The sequence below is a fragment of the Streptomyces sp. NPDC005791 genome, assembly GCF_042871485.1.
Lineage (GTDB): Bacteria > Actinomycetota > Actinomycetes > Streptomycetales > Streptomycetaceae > Streptomyces.
On the sequence record NZ_JBIAIP010000027.1, the window covers coordinates 1 to 15121 of the forward strand.

Consider the following 15121-nt stretch of genomic DNA (forward strand, 5'->3'; position numbering starts at 1 on the left):
CCGCAGCCAACTCCTCACTCAGCACACCCGGTCAACGACACGACTGATCAAGAAGACACGCCATCACAGACCGCACATGACCAAGCCCTACTAGGGTCCGTTCTTCCGTGCGGAAGGGGCCCCGAGTGGCGAACCTGGTCTACAAACGAGTGTCGACCGACCAGCAGTCGACCGTCCGGCAGAACCTCGTCCTGGACGAGGCGGGGATCGAGGACCCGGTCGTCTTCAAGGAGGACCCGGGGACCTCCAGTCGCCTCCACCCGCTCCAGCGGCCGAAGTTCCGCGAGCTGCTCACCTACGCGCGGCCGGGCGATACCGTGCACATCTCCGAGATGTTCCGCCTCGTCCGCGGCACTGGCCACATCCTCGACGTGCTCGACGTCCTCCACCGCGACCAGGTCGCCCTGCGCATCCACGATGGGCGTTCTCCGCCATGGACCTCACCGCCCGCCACCCGCGCACCGGCGAGCTGCTGTCCACCGTGAAGTTCATGGTGCAGACCCTCACCGCCGCCGGCGAACTCCAGCGAGACCTCCAGCGCGAGCTGACGTACGACGGACTGCGCGCTGCCGAGGCCAAGGGCAGCAAGGGCGGGCGCCGCCCCGCCGTGACGGCCGCGAAGACCGCCCACGTGCGCACCGGGTACCTGGAAGGCCGCTCGATCGCCGCTCTCGCCCGCGACCGCGGCGTCAGCCGCGGCGCGATCCGCACCGCCGTCGCCGACCTCATGCCCGACCACGCCGCCATCGAGGAGGACTCCCCGGCGCCGGAGCTGCCGGTGACCCTGGACATGCCGGGCAAGGTCGCCGACTTCCTCCGTGCCGCCGAATTGGAGCCCGCCGAGCGGGATGCGCTCGACCAGGGGGTGACCGTACGACGCGGCCAGGGCTACACCCTGCGCGTCAGCGCCGCCCCCGCCGTGCACCTCGGACTCCTCACCCGCTGCCAGCCACTCGACGGCAACCACGGCATTCCCGCAGTCCCGGCCCAGCGCAAGGCCCGCCGCGAGTACGAGAACCGCGTCAGCATCCTCACGCCGACCGGACCATGATCCTTCTCAGCGCCAACGGCTGTACCGATGTTCCCCGAGGCCAGATACGCTTCTTCACCTGAAGAGTGCTTCTTTCCGTGCAGCCAACAGGACCCTAGACAAGTCCCATCGTTGCAGGTCAGGGGCGCTCTCCGCTTATTTGATCAAGCCTCGGACAGCTGGCGCCATAAAAGCGCGAGGCTAGGTGTTCTGTCCACGGAGGTTGGGGGCGGTGACAGCGATCACCGTCTTGGGATCTTGAACGAGTGAGGGCCTTCCGGGTTCGGTGTGGGCGACGTCTACACCAGTCCGAAGGGCCTTCATGCCCCACCGTGATGCACCGCTGACCGAGGCCGGACGCCTGCGGCTGGCCCGTTGCGTCGCTGACGGCTGCGTACGGCGATGTGTTGCGGTAGTTGCGGCCGTGCGGGACCGGGCACGATCCGGGTCGGGTCGCCGCCGATCTGGCGGTGATGCTCGGCATGATAGTCGGAAGGAGGAGGCGGTAATGATCTCGCAGAGGGCCTGGCGGCGTCGACATGTCGTGCCAGCCGCCAAGGAGGCTGGGCTCGTCCCGGACGGGACCAAGGTCTTCCGCTTTTTCGGGGGACATGGTGACTGTGCGCTGGTGGAGTTCCATCCGCACCGGATCGATCTGCGCCGGGAGGTCTTCTTCGCGCGGGTGTCGATCGTTCCCGCTCCGCAGCGGGTCTGGGTCCATCGTCAGCACTGGGATCAGGCCAGGGGCAAGGCCCCGGACGCGAGTGAGGCGATGCTGCATTGGGACCTGATCCCACCGGCAGGTGTCGCTCTGGATCCGGCTGCGGACATGCCCGCCCGCGGCTACTGGGCATACGGGCCCCACATGGATCCGGACGTGTGCGCGGGAGAACTGCTCGCGATGCTGCGTGAACACACGTTTCCGCAGATGCGGTGGTTCCTCGACCGCGATGCCCTGAGCGCTGAGATGAAGGCGCGATCCAGCGGGTTTCGTCACCGGCGTCCGCCAGGCTGGGCTGAGGTGCTCCTGAACGTCGACCGGGTACCTCCGGCCGCGCTGGAGGCCACGCTGGCCGGTGTGGAGATGGACTATCCCGTAGCGGATGAGTTCATCGCCTGGGCGCGTGCGTTCCCGGTTCAGGGGGCCACAGGGCGCTGACGGTTGTTCCAAGCAGGGCCTTCGGCCCCATCGGCGGGGTCGTTCTGTCCTTGGGCAGGGCGGCCCCGCTCTGCCTTTCTGCTCGGTGCGCTCGGCTATCCCGACAACGAGGCTCCTCGCCGGCGGCGTACTCGCCAAGAACGCCGCCGCGCGCGCACCGGTGTAGTCACCGTGACGCGGACGGCGGCCAGCCCTCGGGCCGACGAGCTCGCCCACGCATTGCGCGCACTCGGCGCTGGGCGCGCCCCGGCAGCTGAGGTGCAGCGACACCCGTATCCCGGAGGCGTGGTCAGCTCCTACCACATTTCCTCAAGTACTTCCTCGAGCATGCGGTTCCATTCAGACTCGGGGTCCATAAGTGGAGTCGGGTCGAATACGTTCACCGCCTCGCGAAACGTGTCGACCAGATCCTCGACATCAGGGTCGGGCGACTTGTATGCGTCCTCGAGTTTCCTGAATTCGGTCAGGCAATGAACAAGTGTCGCAACGTTCCGGTGTGCGAGCTGGTACTCGCGCGCGCTTTCCGGGAAGATGTATACCGTTCCGGAGGAGGGGTCGACGGTGACGAGGGCTGCGGGAAGGTACCCCAGAACATGCCAAGTCTGTGACTCTTCCGGGCAATGGCGGTCATTCAGGGCGAACAGGGGGGCCAATTCGTAAGGGTCCCGCCCGGATCCCGTAATTCCGGCACGGGAGGTGAAGAACCTGTCGTTCGGCAGACCAACAGACCCCAGGAACAGTGCGGTCGGAGCGTGAAGCGAACTGGGTTCCTGAATGGGGTAGAGCACCACGCCACCCATCCCATAAAGCTGCGTCAGGTCGCGGTAGCTTACGGGGGAGTTCATGTTGACATCTTACTCTAACTCACCCCGTGAGCCTCCGTGAGGTCCTTGACATACTGCTTGCGCTCCTTGCCCTGGCCCGGGCTGAACTGGTCGTAATTGGCCGCGTGTGTCACCTCAAGATCCGGGTTGTCTTTCTTGAAATAGTAATCCATCCATCTGTTGCATTGCGGATTCTTTTGGCAGGGTTCTCGTTCTGTGAAAAATTCCTTCAGCCCGGATGCGTTTCCGGTGTGCAGCAAGGGGTGGCCGATCTGTTTCTCCGAGTGGAACCCTCCTTCACTGCGTCCGACGAGGATGGACTCGCGAGGGCTACGTCAAGCCCACCAGTTCCTGCTCTGGCTGCCTGGCCCTGGGGCAACTTCAGTGGACGGCTCTGCCCCGCCTGCCACATGTTCGGCCGCGGGCCTCGGCGAACCGGTGGGCGAGGTCGAAGGACGGTTCGCTGTCGTCCTCGAAGATGCCCAACTGACCATCGCTGGACGGGCCCGGCCTCTCGACGACCTCACTCTGGAGCTCATGGTGGAGTGGCTGGAATACCGGCGCCGTCGGTGGCCCAGCACCGCGAACCTCAACCTGCTGATCAACAACCAGACCGCCAATACGACCAGCCGGGCCAGCAACCACTGGATCAGTGCTCCGATGCGAGGACAGGACGCCACCTTGGAGTGGCTTCGTGTCGACCGGCAGCTCGAAGAGGCCCTGACCCACGGGCCTGACCCACTGCATCTCGCCGAGGTCTTCGGGCTCGACGAGAAGACCGCGATGCGCTACGCGGACTCCGCACGAGCCCTGCTGGAACAGGCCGCTGAACAGCACCTTCGATGAAATCCGGTCGACCTGGACGTGCCGTGAAGGGAATCATGGATGAGTGATGTCGACCGAAGCAGCAGCAATCGCTCTCCAGGACCATGCCGCTCTCTGGAGCATGGGGGAAATCCGCGCGAGCGACGTGGTGAATGCCGCCTGTGATGCGCTCGTCGCCGGACTCGACACCCCCGGCCTTCGGATTCTCGCCGCCTGCACGCGCGCCGAGGCGGACTACGACGTCCACGACCTGCTTCCCGAAGCACTCGACGAACTCGGCCTCGCCTTCTATCCGGTCGGCAGCGAGGCCGGTCAGGAAGCCGTCGCCCGAGCCCTCGCACGCCGCATGCTCACTGGAGAGCTCACACCTCGGGAGTTCACCTTCCGGATTCACCAGCGCCACGGACATGGGCTGCCCCTGACCGAGAGCCTCGCTGAACTCGACGACGAGTACGACATCCTCGAATACGGCGACAGGACCGTGGACCAGGCGGATGCCGAGGTCACCGCCGAAGCCCGCCGCCTCGCAGCACACCCCACGGTTCCCGCCGAACCCACGGATTCGCGCAGCTGATGCACACGGACCGACCCGCGAGTTCCCGCTGAACAGACTTCGGTTTTCCTGAACCCGCGGGCCTCGCCGGCCTTGGGGAACAGCGGTACAGCGGTTAACGCCAAGCCAGTGATCATGGGCGTCTAGCACAGGTGATCGGTCTGGCGCCGGGGTTCGGCGGAAGATCGTTGAGCGGCTGCGGGGTCGTTAGCGTCAGGTCCATGCCAGTGGAGTTCTTGACTGACGAGCAGGCGGCTGTCGTACGGGAAGTTCAACGAGGAGCCGACCCGGCCGGAGCTGGAGCGGTTCTTCTTCCTCGACGACGTGGACCGCAAGCTGGTCGCGAAGCAGCGCGGTGATCACAACCGGCTCGGGTTCGCTCTCCAGATGTGCACCGTGCGCTACATCGGCCGGTTCCTCCCGGACGACCCGCTGGACGTTCCGTGGGCGGTGGTGGAGTACCTCGGGGAACAGCTCGGCATCAAGGACGTCAGCTGCGTGAAGCAGTACACCGAGCGCAAGCCGACGGCGTACGAGCACGCGTGGGAGATCCGGGACGCGTACGAGTACGAGGACGCGGAGTGGTCCCGGCGGTTCCGTACGTTCCTGCACGGGCGGGCGTGGACGCACGCCGAGGGGCCGGTGGCCCTGTTCAACCAGGCGGTGGGCTGGCTGCGCCGGCACCGTGTGCTGCTGCCCGGGGGTGAGCGTGCTGGCCCGGAAGGTGTCGGAGGTCCGGGCGGTCGCGGAGAGGCGGCTGCACGCCACGGTCGACAGAGCCGCGCACCGGGCGGACGTGGCGCTGCCCGGGGACCTGGTGGCCACGCTGGTGACGCCGGAGGGCGGTCGGTTCTCGGACGCCGGGGCCCGGATCGTGGTCTGGGTGGGAGCGTTTCGCTCCAGGCGGGTGCCGTCGGTGGGCGGCGGTGGAGAGGTGCAGGGCGTGGCCCTGTCGAGGCCCGTGTCGTCAGGCGGCGGGGTCGGCCGTGAGCTGGTCCTTGATGTCGGCCAGGTTGTAGTGGGCCCGCTTCTCGATGATCTTCCCGTCCTTGAACGTGAACAGGTTGAACATGGAAAACCGTACGTGCGCTCCGCGTGGGGGATGCCGTAGTAGTCGCCGCCCTGGTCTCCTTCGACCACGACGTAGGCGCCGACCTTGTCGGCTTAGGCGACGGTGTCGAGAACCGTCAGGCGGATGCCGGGGAAGGCGTCGACGTGCTTCTTCTCCGCGTCGATGAACCCTGCGGCGCCGGGCCGGGGGCTGTCGATCTGGGGGTAGAAGACGAAGTCCGGGTGGAACATGCCGATGAGCGTGTCGTAGTCGCCCTGCTGAAGGGCCTGGTAGAAGCGGTGCACGAGGCCGGCGTTGGTTCCGGTGGACATGCGATCGGGTCCTTCTCTGTCGTTCTGGCACGGCGCAGGGGACGCCGCGAAGGGTCGTGCCGGGGTCGGGGCTCGGGGTGCTGCGGGTCCCGGCCCCGGCACGAGCTCTGGGTTCCTGAGGGGTGGTCCGGGCTCAGGCGCGCTGCGCCCAGTCCTGGTCCAGGCGGTCGGTCAGGCCCGTGGCGGCGAAGGCGGCCTCCAGCTCGTCGCGGCCCTCGGTGAAGTGGGCCCAGCTGTCGTGGTGGACCGGGACGACACGGCGGGCGTCAAGAATCCGGGTGGCCTCGGCGGCCTGGGCGCTGTCCAGGACGACCGGTCGGCCGTCGAAGAGCATGGGGAAGCGGGGCGCTCCGGCGAACAGGAGGGCGGTGTCGATCGGGGCGAAGCGGTCGGCGATCTCCCTGACCGCGTCGAGCGAGGCGTTGTCGCCGCTGACGTAGACCGTCGGCAGGCCCTCGCCCGTCAGGACGAAGCCGACGACCTGGCCGGTGAAGGGCTCGATCTCCTCACGCGCGCCGGGGCCGTGGATGGCGGGAACTGCGGTCACCGTGATGGTGCCGCCGCCCGGGCGCTCCAGCTCGGTCGACTCCCAGTCGGCCAGGCCCTTGGCCTTCGCCCCGAGGCGCTTGCCGCCGCCTGGGGTGGTGAGGGTGAGGGGGACGTCGGCGAGCAGGGCACGGCCGGAGGTGTCGAGATTGTCGGCGTGCTCGTCGTGGGAGAGCAGGACCACGTCGATGGAGCCGAGGTCGGCAGGGGTAGTGGTGGAGGAGGCGGTCTTGGTCAGGGTCGGGCCACCGGGCGCGGGGTAGTTGCCGGGGCCGTCGAAGGTCGGGTCGGTCAGGAAGCGCAGGCCGCCGTACTCGAACAGGGCGGTCGGACCGCCGAACGTGCGGATCGGGAACTGGCTGGCGTTGAGCTGGGACATCACATCTCCGTTTCTCACGAAAAAAACCTTCGGTTAACGTGATACCAGGCTAGGCAGGCATCACGGAAAAATGCAAGCGCTACCATGAGAGGTATGGACGACATCCTGGCCACCGACGTGGCACCGACCGCTCTGCCTCCGGCCCCGGGTGCCGACCGGTACCGCTCCCTGGACTTCGCCGACACCGCCGCCACCCTGCCCGCCAGCCAGAGCTACGACCTGCTCGCAGCCCCGGAATCCGCCATGCGCTGGCTCGCCGCCCACGACCTGACCACCCCAAACGTGCAGCTCTACGAGGTGTGCGCACAGCGGATGCGCACGCTGCGCGACCACATCCGCGCCCTGTTCGCCGCCCGCGTCGACACCACCACCCCGCCCGAGGAATCCCTGCGCGCGGTGAACGAGGCCCTCACGGCCGTGCCCACCGCCCCCCTCCTCGCCTGGGACGGGGCCCAGGGGCTGCGCCGCGTCCAGGCGCACCCCACCGACCAGGCCGTCAACCACGCACTGGCGACCCTCGCCGCCGACGCCGCCGACCTACTCACCGGCCCCGACGCCGACATCCTCGCCGCCTGCGGATCGACCCCCTGTGACCGGTTCCTCCTGCGCACCCACGGCCGGCGCCACTGGTGCTCCACCCGCTGCGGCGACCGTGTCCGTGCCGCCCGCGCCTACGCCCGGCGCAGCGGCGCCTCGGGCTGACGTACCAACCCTCAGGGCCCTCTTGCGGGCCGCCCGGTGGCCACGCGAAACACCTTCAGCAGGCTGCTTCCGGTTGTCGACCGGCAGCAGGGCGCTTGATTACTGAAGATCACCGCTCCGACATCAGCACCGCCGACTCGCCATTCTCCGGCGGGTTCTCAACGACGGCTCCCTGCCCCTGCGGGCCCGGGTCGCCGCCGCGCTCGTCCTCCTCTACGCCCAACCCGTCACCCGCATCGTCCGCCTCACCGTCGATGACGTCCTCGACGACGGCACCACGGTCACCGTCCGGCTGGGAGACCCGCCGTCTCCGCTTCCGGAACCCGTCGCTGACCTCATACGGGCATACATCCAGTCCTGCCGGCACCTGCCCTACGCCAGCAGCAGAAGCTCACAGTGGCTCTTCCCCGGCCGCCAGCCCGGACAGCCGATGAACCCGGTCAGCCTCCAAGTCCACCTGCGGAAGATCGGCGTCCCTCCGCAACGCGGCAGGACCTCCGCGATCCGACAACTCGTCCTCCAGGCCCCGGCCCCCGTCATCGCGAAGGCCCTCGGTTACCACGCCAAGACCGCCACTCGCCTGGTCACCGAAGCCGGCGGAACCTGGAGCCGATACGCCCCTGGCGACCATGAACGGCGCAGATGACTGACAATGCCGGGATGACCCGACCCAGAATCCGTGTCGCCGCATACGTCATCCGGAACCGCGCCGTCCCCGAAGTTCTGGTCTTCGACCACACCGGCATGCCCGAGGCCGGCACCCAAGTCCCAGCGGGGGGAGTCAAATCAGGCGAAGATCTGGAGGAAGCGGTCCTTCGAGAGGTCGCCGAGGAGACCGGGCTGCTGACAGCCACGGTCGTCCGACAGATTGCCGTGGAGAGCAAGCCCCATCCCGACACCGGTCAGCCACGACGAACCACCTTCTTCTCTGTGCAGGCATCAGCAGAAACCCGAGATGCGTGGAACCACCGCGTCAAGGGCGACGGAGATGACGCTGGCCTTATCTTCACCTGCCGGTTCCTCCCCCTCCCTCTGGAGCAACCACTGGCGGACGACCAAGACGCATGGCTGGGCCACATCGACCCGCGCTGGACCACCGCCAGTGGCGACAGCCAGTAACCAAAGGTCGGCCCCAGTCGCTGAATACGCGACACCTCAACATGCGGACTTACCAGTCCCACGGCCGTGCTCAGCATGGCAGCTGACTGCCCGTCGGAAGAGAATGTCCAGTAACCGATCGGTTCTCTACGGCAGGTACCGGGTCTTCGGGACCTTGGCGGTATCGCTCACGCTTCCGTCTCGCCCCCGGTGGCAGGGCTTCGGCGTAGTAGGAGGTCCAACCCGTAGAACGCGGGACGGTGACGGTAACCGGCGTGGACGCAGTAGCCCTCGACGGCCAGCGCGAGCCGCCGGAATGCAGCATCCTTCTCCTCAACGCACTGGGCGGATCAGCCGAAGGCATCAGAGAGAGCACCCGGTTCCGCCTCGCGGTGCGGCAGAGCGCCCCTACCGTGACGCCATGGACATGAGCTGGGTCAGAAACGGCATGCGCTACTCCCTGAAGGTGGTCGAGCAACCGGACTGGAGGTGTGCCAGAGCTGGAGGAAAATCTTGGAGCCGTTGTCGTGCACCGCCTTCGTGACCGGCTTCCAGCCCTCGATCTGCTCGCGCGTGTAGATGCCGGGCGTATTGACGAATCCCTTCGCCTGCGGGCTGATGTTCGTGGCTTCAGCGACGATGAGCCCCGCACCGCTGCGTTGGCTGTAATAGGTTGCCGCGTGCGGCGAGGGGACGCCGTCATCGCTCGCGCGGGCGCGAGTCAGCGGTGCCATCACGATGCGATTTCGGAGGGAGATGCTCCCGATCGACCATGGCGTGAAGAGGTTCATGGCTATTTTCTTCCTATACATGTTGGTGGCGGCCGCGTGACCGGCTTGGGAAATTCCGATGTCACGACGCGCCTTTTCGTGGTGCCGGCGACTGCAGACGCAACCCGGGACACCTCACCCGACAAGTACCGCCAGCACCTCGCCTTCCTCCTGGCCGGCATCCGCACCGACGGAACGGGCATGTCCAGTCCACCGCGCGGCTGATGGCGCCGGTGTCACATGCGGGCCGACCGAGGAGGGCGCGGTGCGGCCTTCCCCGGTCGGCCCCGCGCTCACTCGTCGTCGGCGGCCTGCGGCCCCTGCGCGACCCCCGCGTACCTGTCGAGGAGTAGGCGCCGGCACGCAGAGGCCGATCGCTCGGAGGCGAGGAGCGGGACTACGAACTGCGCCAGTTCACCCACAGCTCTCGGGTACCCCGGGACATCCGGCTTCCCGCGCAGCCGAGAGGCGGCGGTGCTGTGCGGGCGGGGCTGCAACCACGTCGTGGACGAGGTGGGGCGCCTGGCCGTGCTCGCCGCAGGATCGGCTGGCCGGACAGGGCTACCGCGGGTGCGTGAACCCGGCCAGGGGCCGCAAAGCTCACACCTGCCCGAATCGCACACGCAGCACCCTCCGGGTGCCGGGGTGTACAGTTTTTCCGGAACGCATTCCGTTTAATGTGTTAAACGGAATGCGTTCCGGAAAATGAGTCGGGGCGATCGAAGGAGGATGCCGCATGCCCACCGCCCCCCGCAGGACCAGGAGCGATGCGCTGCACAATCGCGAGCGACTGCTGGAGATCGCCGCGCGCGCCTTCGCCGAGCAGGGCCCGGAGGCCACGCCGGCCGCCATCGCCAAGCAGGCGGGCGTCGGGGTCGGCACCCTCTACCGACACTTTCCGACACGTGAAGCCCTCCTCGTTGCCGCCCATACGCGGCAGATCACCCTCGTGTGTGAGAAGGCAGGCGCCCTCGTCGCCCGGCACACCGGCGCCGAGGCCACCCGGGCGTGGCTGGAACACTTCCTGGACCACGCGATGGCCAACAGCAACATGTGCGCGGCCCTGAACGCCGCCCTCGCCTCCGACGCCGACCCCTACGCCCATACGCACACCCTCCTGAACGACGCCGTCACCACCCTGATCGACTCCGGAGCCCGGGACGGCTCCCTGCGCGCCGACATCACCCCGGGCGACGCACTGCTCCTGGTGGGCAGCGCCGCCGCCTCGGCACAGCACAGCACCAGGGAGCAGGCCCACCGGCTCGTCGAACTCCTCATGGACGCGCTCACCAAGAACGCGACCGCGGCCTGAACCCGCCCCGCCGCGCCGGCGGGGCGGTGTTACGCCCGCAGAACTGAAAGGCATCCACCATGGCAACGACCCTGATCATCGGCGCGTCCGGAACAGTCGGATCGCAGCTGGTCAACGAGCTGGACAAGGACCACGAGGGACTTGAAGTCCGCCTAGCGACACGGCGCGCCGAGGTCGCCGAGCAGTGGCACGCCCAGGGGCGCGAAGCCGTCCTGCTGGATCTGGACCGGCCCGAGCACTTCGCCGAGGCGCTGGACGGGGTTGACCGGGTCTTCCTCCTGACCGGGTACACCGCGGACATGCTCCACCAGAGCAAGATGTTCGTCGACGCCGCCGCGCAGGCCGGGGTGGCCCATATCGTCCACCTCGGCGTCTTCAGCGCCGGCCGCCACAGGATTCCCCACTACAGCTGGCATGAGCTCATCGAGACCTACATCGAGGCCAGCGGGCTCGCATGGACGCACCTGCACCCCAACGTCATCACCGACACGGTGCTGGCCACGGTCGCCGAGACCGGCTCGTTCAACGTCCCCTGGCAGGAGAGCGCACGCGGGTGGGTGTGCGCCGCCGACATCGCCGCGGTCGCAGCTGCGGTGCTGCGTGAAGGACCAGACGAACACGGAGGCAAGAACTACTGGCTGAGCACGGAAATGGCCACAGGTCCGCAGGTCGCCAAGACCCTCAGCGAGGTGCTGGGAACCGAGATCACGTGCTCTGTGTCGGGCCCCGACGACCTGGCGGCGTACGTGAGCTCAGTCCCTTCAGCCGCCGATCGCCTTTACATGGAGAGTGCTGTCGCGACGATGCGCCAGACAGTGCTCGGCAACATGGGATTTGAGGCCGTCGTCCACGACGACGTCCAGACCGTTCTGGGGCGTCCCGGAACCACAGTGGAGGAGTGGGCGCGGGAGAACCTCGGTCCAACGGCCTGAGTCCGGACGATCCGGTGCCATACGTACCGGTGCCGTTCAGCGGCGGACGTCGCCCGGAGCCAGAAGACTGGTCAGCTCGGAGAGCGCCTCGTGGGAGGGCTTGAAGTAGCGGCGGACGTTCTCCGGTTTCTTGTGCCGGGACTTCGCCATCAGCATCAGCAGGGAGGCGCCTTGCTCGCCGAGGTGGGTCAGGGCGCTGTGGCGGTACTCGTGCAGGTCCCAGCCGGTTCCCGGCCCGCGTACGGCGGTGTGCTCATCGAGGAGGGCACGGGCCTGGCCGTAGGAGAGGCGGGCCAGGCCGGTGTCCGGGCACACGTCGCGCGGGCTGACGACCTTCCCCGGGCCGGGACGGCGGTGGGTCACGAACACCGGGCCGCGGGTGCGGCCCCGCAGCAGACGGGGCAGGAGCCGGGCGGTGCCGGCGTCCCAGTAGACGGTCTCCAGTAGGGGTGCCGGTAAGAATGCTGTCACCAGCCGCAAACGGCGATGATCTTGGGAGGGCGTCACCCGTGTGGGTGAGTCCTGGGCCGTACGGCTGCGGTGGGTGAAGCTCTGCGGGGACGATCGTCGATCGTGGCCCGTACTCCGCTGGACCTGGACGAACTCGTCGAGCACTGGACGCTGCTGAAGGACGAGCAGACGCTCGTGTCCGGCAAGCGTGGTGCGACGCGACTGGGCTTCGCCGTGCTGCTGAAGTTCTACACGCAGTACGGCCGGTTTCCTCGGAACCGGGCAGAGCTGCCCGGTGAGGCCGTGGAGTTCGTCGCCCGTCAGGTACAGGTTCCCGCCTTGGAACTGGAGTCCTACGACTGGACGGGCCGCACGGTCGAGTACCACCGCGCGCAGATCCGGGAGCACCTCGGTTTCCGTGAGTGCAGCGTCGCGGACGCGGAGAAGCTGACGGCGTATCTGGCCGAGCACGTCGCGCACAAGGAGCGCAGGCCCGAGCAGGTCCGGGTGGAACTGCTGGTGCGCTGTCGCGAGGAGAGCATCGAGCCGCCCACCTCGGGCCGGTGCGACCGGATCGTGGGGGCCGCTTTGCGTCGGCCGAGGAGTCACTGACTGCCCTGGTCTCCTCGCGGCTGACCGTGGAGAGCATTGAGCGGATCGTGGCTCTGGTGGCCGGCGCAGACCAGGACGACGCCGGACCCGAGCGCGGTGGTACGGAGGGCGAGGACGCGCCACCGGTGCTGGCGAAGGTCAAGGAAGCGCCGGGCAACGTGAGCCTGGAGACGATGCTCACTGAGATCGACAAGCTCCTGGCGGTGCGGGCGATCGGTCTGCCACGGGATCTGTTCGTCGATGTCGCGCCGAAGGTCGTGACGGGCTGGCGAGCGCGGGCCGCGGTGGAGTCGCCTTCCCATCTGCGGACGCACCCGGTGGCGCTGCGAGTGACCTTGCTGGCTGCGCTGCTGCACGAGCGGGAGCGGGAGATCACGGACACGCTGGTGGAGCTGCTGATCTCCACGGTGCACCGGATCGGGGCGCGGGCGGAGAAGAAGGTCACCGAACAGCTCATTAACGCGTTCAAGAAGGTATCGGGCAAGGAGAACATCCTCTTCAAGCTCGCCGAGGCGTCGCTCGGCACCCCGGAGGGGACGGTCCGCCAGGTCGTGTTCCCGGCGGTGTCCGGGGGTGAGGCGACGCTGCGGGAGCTGGTGCACGAGTTCAAGACCCGTGGGCCGGTCTACCGGCGCACGGTGCAGACCACGCTGAAGGCGTCGTACACCAACCACTACCGGCGCGGGCTGATCAGGCTGCTGGACGTGCTGGAGTTCCGTTCCAGCAATCACGCCCACCGGCCGGTGATCGAGGCTCTGGCGCTGGTGGCGAGGTACGCGAACGCGGGGAACACGACGTACTACCCGCTGGGCGAGTCGGTGCCGGTCCACAAGGCAATGGGCGGGGACTGGGCGGAGGTCGTGCACCGTGCAGACAAGCGGGGCCGGCGCCGGGTGGTGCGCATGGTCTACGAGGTTGTCGCCTTCCAGGCCCTGCGCGATCAGCTCAAGTGCAAGGAGATCTGGGTGGTCGGCGCCGACAAGTGGCGCAACCCAGATGAGGATCTGCCGCAGGACTTCGAGGCGAGGCGGGCGGAGAACTACCGGGAGCTGCGTAAACCGCTGGATGCCGCGGTGTTCGTCGACGAGCTGCGCGAGCAGATGACGGCCGAGCTGGCCCTGCTCAACGACAAGATGCCCAAGCTGTCCTGGCTGGACATCGCCGAGCGGAAGTCCGGGGCGATCCGGCTGACGGCGGCCGAGGCCCAGCCCGAGCCGCGCAACCTGCGCAGGATCAAGGCCGAGGTACAGAGGCGGTGGGGCATCGTGCCGCTCGTCGACATGCTGAAGGAAGCGGTCCTGCGGACCGGCTGCCTGGACGCGGTCACCTCCGTTTCCGGCGGCGGCAGCCTCTCGCCGGAGGTGCTTGCCGAACGGCTGCTGCTGGTCATCTACGCGTACGGCACGAACACCGGGATCAAGGCCGTGGCGTCCGGCGGCCACGGCCACACCGAGGACGAGCTGCGCTACGTACGTCGCCGGTACCTGTCGGCGGAGGCAGCCCGCGCCATCGCCGTCCAGATCGCGAACGCCACCTTCGCCGCCCGTAGCACCGAGCTGTGGGGCCAGGGCTCGACAGCAGTCGCCTCCGACTCCACCCACGTGCGCGCCTACGACCAGAACCTCTTCACCGAGTGGCACTCGCGCTACGGCGGCCGGGGCGTGCTCATCTACTGGCACGTGGAGAAGAAGTCCCTGGCTATCCACTCCCAGCTGATCAACTGCACCGCCTCCGAGGTCGCCGCAATGATCGAGGGCGCCATGCGGCACGGCACCACCATGGATGTCGAGGCCAACTACACAGACAGTCATGGCCAGTCGGAAATCGGGTTCGGCATCACGAGGCTGCTGAACTTCGACCTACTGCCGAGGATCAAGCGGATCAACAAGGTGAAGCTGTACCGGCCGGTGGCCGGCGAGCCGGACGCCTACCCGCAGCTGACCCCGGCACTGACCCGCCCGATCCGCTGGGAACTCATCGCCCAGCAGTACGACCAGATGATCAAGTACGCCACCGCGATCCGGACCCGCACCGCGTCCACCGAGGCGATCCTTCGGCGCTTCACCCGCAACGCCTCCCACCCCACCTATGCGGCGATGCTGGAGGTCGGCCGCGCGCAGAAGACCATCTTCGTGGCCCGCTACCTGCGGCTACGGGACCTCCAGCGGGAGATCGAGGAGGGGCTGAACGTAATGGAGTCCTCCAACGGTGCGAACTCTGTGATCGCCTACGGCAAGGGCGGGGAGATCGCCTCGAACCGGCGCGACGAGCAGGAGATGTTCGTGCTGTGCCTGCGGATTCTGCAATCGGCCCTGGTCTACGTGAACACCCTGATGCTTCAAGACGTCCTCGGCGAACCGGAGTGGGCCGAGCTCCTCACGCCCGCCGATCGGCGTGGCCTGACCCCGCTGTTCTGGTCGCACGTGCGTCCGTACGGAGAGGTTAACCTCGACATGGACGCCCGCCTCGACCTTGCTGCGGTCAAACTTCCGGGCCCCCGAGTTCCGGCGGACGCCGTCGGCCAGCATTCATCTGAGCGTGCGTGA

Annotated in this window: 18 protein-coding genes and 3 pseudogenes; 13 read left to right on the forward strand and 8 right to left on the reverse strand. The window is 67.7% G+C overall.

The genetic code is table 11. The annotated features are described in order from the left end of the window. The first annotated feature begins 125 nt into the window (after positions 1–125). The 3 genes from ACFYSH_RS32450 (at position 126) to ACFYSH_RS32460 (ending at position 2189) form a co-directional block, all read left to right on the forward strand. Positions 126–485: a recombinase family protein gene (locus tag ACFYSH_RS32450; RefSeq protein WP_388757241.1), complete on the forward strand. Its 360-nt coding sequence runs from the start codon at positions 126–128 to the stop codon at positions 483–485. Then, positions 434–1051 (forward strand): hypothetical protein, encoded by a 618-nt coding sequence (locus ACFYSH_RS32455; RefSeq protein ID WP_388757244.1) that lies wholly within the window; start codon positions 434–436, stop codon positions 1049–1051. The genes ACFYSH_RS32450 and ACFYSH_RS32455 overlap by 52 nt, the downstream gene beginning before the upstream one ends. A 487-nt stretch (positions 1052–1538) precedes the next feature. Beyond that, entirely contained in the window at positions 1539–2189 is a 651-nt protein-coding gene (locus ACFYSH_RS32460) for a hypothetical protein (RefSeq protein WP_388757247.1), read from the forward strand. Positions 2190–2485: 296 nt separating this feature from the next. On the opposite strand, the gene ACFYSH_RS32465 is transcribed toward ACFYSH_RS32460, so the two are convergent. Together ACFYSH_RS32465 and ACFYSH_RS32470 are read right to left on the reverse strand one after the other, a co-directional pair. Next, on the reverse strand, positions 2486–3034 hold the full coding sequence (locus ACFYSH_RS32465) for an SUKH-4 family immunity protein (protein WP_388757250.1): 549 nt from the start codon (positions 3032–3034) through the stop codon (positions 2486–2488). A 14-nt stretch (positions 3035–3048) separates the two neighbouring features. Beyond that, on the reverse strand, positions 3049–3330 hold the full coding sequence (locus tag ACFYSH_RS32470) for a nucleic acid/nucleotide deaminase domain-containing protein (RefSeq protein ID WP_388757358.1): 282 nt from the start codon (positions 3328–3330) through the stop codon (positions 3049–3051). A gap of 67 nt (positions 3331–3397) precedes the next feature. Here ACFYSH_RS32470 and ACFYSH_RS32475 point away from each other — a divergent pair, with 67 nt between their 5' ends. The 3 genes and pseudogenes from ACFYSH_RS32475 to ACFYSH_RS32485 form a co-directional block, all read left to right on the forward strand. Further along, positions 3398–3859, forward strand: a complete 462-nt coding sequence (locus ACFYSH_RS32475) for a hypothetical protein (protein WP_388757253.1) — start codon at positions 3398–3400, stop codon at positions 3857–3859. A 46-nt stretch (positions 3860–3905) separates the two neighbouring features. Continuing rightward, a complete protein-coding gene (locus ACFYSH_RS32480) occupies positions 3906–4412 on the forward strand; it encodes a hypothetical protein (protein WP_388757256.1) in 507 nt (168 codons plus the stop codon). 200 nt (positions 4413–4612) lie between these two features. After that, positions 4613–5250 (forward strand): annotated as a pseudogene (locus tag ACFYSH_RS32485) (DUF4158 domain-containing protein); the annotation flags it as partial. A gap of 305 nt (positions 5251–5555) precedes the next feature. Here ACFYSH_RS32485 and ACFYSH_RS32490 read toward each other — a convergent pair. Together ACFYSH_RS32490 and ACFYSH_RS32495 are read right to left on the reverse strand one after the other, a co-directional pair. Further along, a complete protein-coding gene (locus ACFYSH_RS32490; protein ID WP_388757259.1) occupies positions 5556–5774 on the reverse strand; it encodes a nuclear transport factor 2 family protein in 219 nt (72 codons plus the stop codon). Between the two features lie 133 nt (positions 5775–5907). Beyond that, on the reverse strand, positions 5908–6699 hold the full coding sequence (locus ACFYSH_RS32495; protein WP_388757262.1) for an MBL fold metallo-hydrolase: 792 nt from the start codon (positions 6697–6699) through the stop codon (positions 5908–5910). A gap of 84 nt (positions 6700–6783) precedes the next feature. Here ACFYSH_RS32495 and ACFYSH_RS32500 point away from each other — a divergent pair, with 84 nt between their 5' ends. Beyond that, the gene (locus tag ACFYSH_RS32500; RefSeq protein ID WP_388757265.1) at positions 6784–7401 is read left to right on the forward strand and encodes an ABATE domain-containing protein; all 618 of its coding nucleotides are present in this window, start codon (positions 6784–6786) and stop codon (positions 7399–7401) included. A gap of 109 nt (positions 7402–7510) precedes the next feature. On the opposite strand, the gene ACFYSH_RS32505 is transcribed toward ACFYSH_RS32500, so the two are convergent. Next, positions 7511–7768 carry a hypothetical protein gene (locus ACFYSH_RS32505; RefSeq protein ID WP_388757268.1) on the reverse strand — a complete coding sequence of 86 codons (258 nt, stop codon included), beginning with the start codon at positions 7766–7768 and terminating at the stop codon, positions 7511–7513. Between the two features lie 63 nt (positions 7769–7831). On the opposite strand from ACFYSH_RS32505, the gene ACFYSH_RS32510 reads away from it, so the two are divergent. Both ACFYSH_RS32510 and ACFYSH_RS32515 read left to right on the forward strand, forming a co-directional pair. Next, entirely contained in the window at positions 7832–8047 is a 216-nt protein-coding gene (locus ACFYSH_RS32510) for a hypothetical protein (protein ID WP_388757270.1), read from the forward strand. A 14-nt stretch (positions 8048–8061) separates the two neighbouring features. After that, positions 8062–8520, forward strand: coding sequence for an NUDIX domain-containing protein (locus ACFYSH_RS32515; RefSeq protein ID WP_388757273.1), 459 nt, complete (start codon positions 8062–8064; stop codon positions 8518–8520). 167 nt (positions 8521–8687) lie between these two features. On the opposite strand, the pseudogene ACFYSH_RS32520 reads toward ACFYSH_RS32515, so the two are convergent. Next, positions 8688–8834 (reverse strand): annotated as a pseudogene (locus ACFYSH_RS32520) (DUF6420 family protein); the annotation flags it as partial. Between the two features lie 102 nt (positions 8835–8936). Continuing rightward, positions 8937–9290 carry a hypothetical protein gene (locus tag ACFYSH_RS32525; protein ID WP_388757276.1) on the reverse strand — a complete coding sequence of 118 codons (354 nt, stop codon included), beginning with the start codon at positions 9288–9290 and terminating at the stop codon, positions 8937–8939. A gap of 715 nt (positions 9291–10005) precedes the next feature. On the opposite strand from ACFYSH_RS32525, the gene ACFYSH_RS32530 reads away from it, so the two are divergent. After that, positions 10006–10581 (forward strand): TetR/AcrR family transcriptional regulator, encoded by a 576-nt coding sequence (locus ACFYSH_RS32530; protein ID WP_388757279.1) that lies wholly within the window; start codon positions 10006–10008, stop codon positions 10579–10581. A 59-nt stretch (positions 10582–10640) separates the two neighbouring features. Next, complete coding sequence (locus tag ACFYSH_RS32535) at positions 10641–11513, forward strand: NmrA family NAD(P)-binding protein (RefSeq protein WP_388757282.1); 873 nt, start codon at positions 10641–10643, stop codon at positions 11511–11513. A gap of 36 nt (positions 11514–11549) precedes the next feature. On the opposite strand, the pseudogene ACFYSH_RS32540 reads toward ACFYSH_RS32535, so the two are convergent. Continuing rightward, positions 11550–11960 (reverse strand): annotated as a pseudogene (locus tag ACFYSH_RS32540) (site-specific integrase); the annotation flags it as partial. 126 nt (positions 11961–12086) lie between these two features. On the opposite strand from ACFYSH_RS32540, the gene ACFYSH_RS32545 reads away from it, so the two are divergent. Continuing rightward, the gene (locus ACFYSH_RS32545) at positions 12087–12575 is read left to right on the forward strand and encodes a DUF4158 domain-containing protein (RefSeq protein WP_388757285.1); all 489 of its coding nucleotides are present in this window, start codon (positions 12087–12089) and stop codon (positions 12573–12575) included. A 26-nt stretch (positions 12576–12601) separates the two neighbouring features. Beyond that, positions 12602–15121, forward strand: coding sequence for a Tn3 family transposase (locus ACFYSH_RS32550; protein ID WP_388757288.1), 2520 nt, complete (start codon positions 12602–12604; stop codon positions 15119–15121).

Bases quoted from the DNA above. Each gene is read 5' to 3' on its own strand.
- ACFYSH_RS32510 (WP_388757270.1), top strand. From the start codon at position 7,832: ATGAACCCGGTCAGCCTCCAAGTCCACCTGCGGAAGATCGGCGTCCCT.
- ACFYSH_RS32495 (WP_388757262.1), bottom strand. From the start codon at position 6,699: ATGTCCCAGCTCAACGCCAGCCAGTTCCCGATCCGCACGTTCGGCGGT.
- ACFYSH_RS32500 (WP_388757265.1), top strand. From the start codon at position 6,784: ATGAGAGGTATGGACGACATCCTGGCCACCGACGTGGCACCGACCGCT.
- ACFYSH_RS32515 (WP_388757273.1), top strand. From the start codon at position 8,062: ATGACCCGACCCAGAATCCGTGTCGCCGCATACGTCATCCGGAACCGC.
- ACFYSH_RS32530 (WP_388757279.1), top strand. From the start codon at position 10,006: ATGCCCACCGCCCCCCGCAGGACCAGGAGCGATGCGCTGCACAATCGC.
- ACFYSH_RS32490 (WP_388757259.1), bottom strand. From the start codon at position 5,774: ATGTCCACCGGAACCAACGCCGGCCTCGTGCACCGCTTCTACCAGGCC.
- ACFYSH_RS32465 (WP_388757250.1), bottom strand. From the start codon at position 3,034: ATGAACTCCCCCGTAAGCTACCGCGACCTGACGCAGCTTTATGGGATG.
- ACFYSH_RS32525 (WP_388757276.1), bottom strand. From the start codon at position 9,290: ATGAACCTCTTCACGCCATGGTCGATCGGGAGCATCTCCCTCCGAAAT.
- ACFYSH_RS32535 (WP_388757282.1), top strand. From the start codon at position 10,641: ATGGCAACGACCCTGATCATCGGCGCGTCCGGAACAGTCGGATCGCAG.
- ACFYSH_RS32460 (WP_388757247.1), top strand. From the start codon at position 1,539: ATGATCTCGCAGAGGGCCTGGCGGCGTCGACATGTCGTGCCAGCCGCC.
- ACFYSH_RS32455 (WP_388757244.1), top strand. From the start codon at position 434: ATGGACCTCACCGCCCGCCACCCGCGCACCGGCGAGCTGCTGTCCACC.
- ACFYSH_RS32480 (WP_388757256.1), top strand. From the start codon at position 3,906: ATGTCGACCGAAGCAGCAGCAATCGCTCTCCAGGACCATGCCGCTCTC.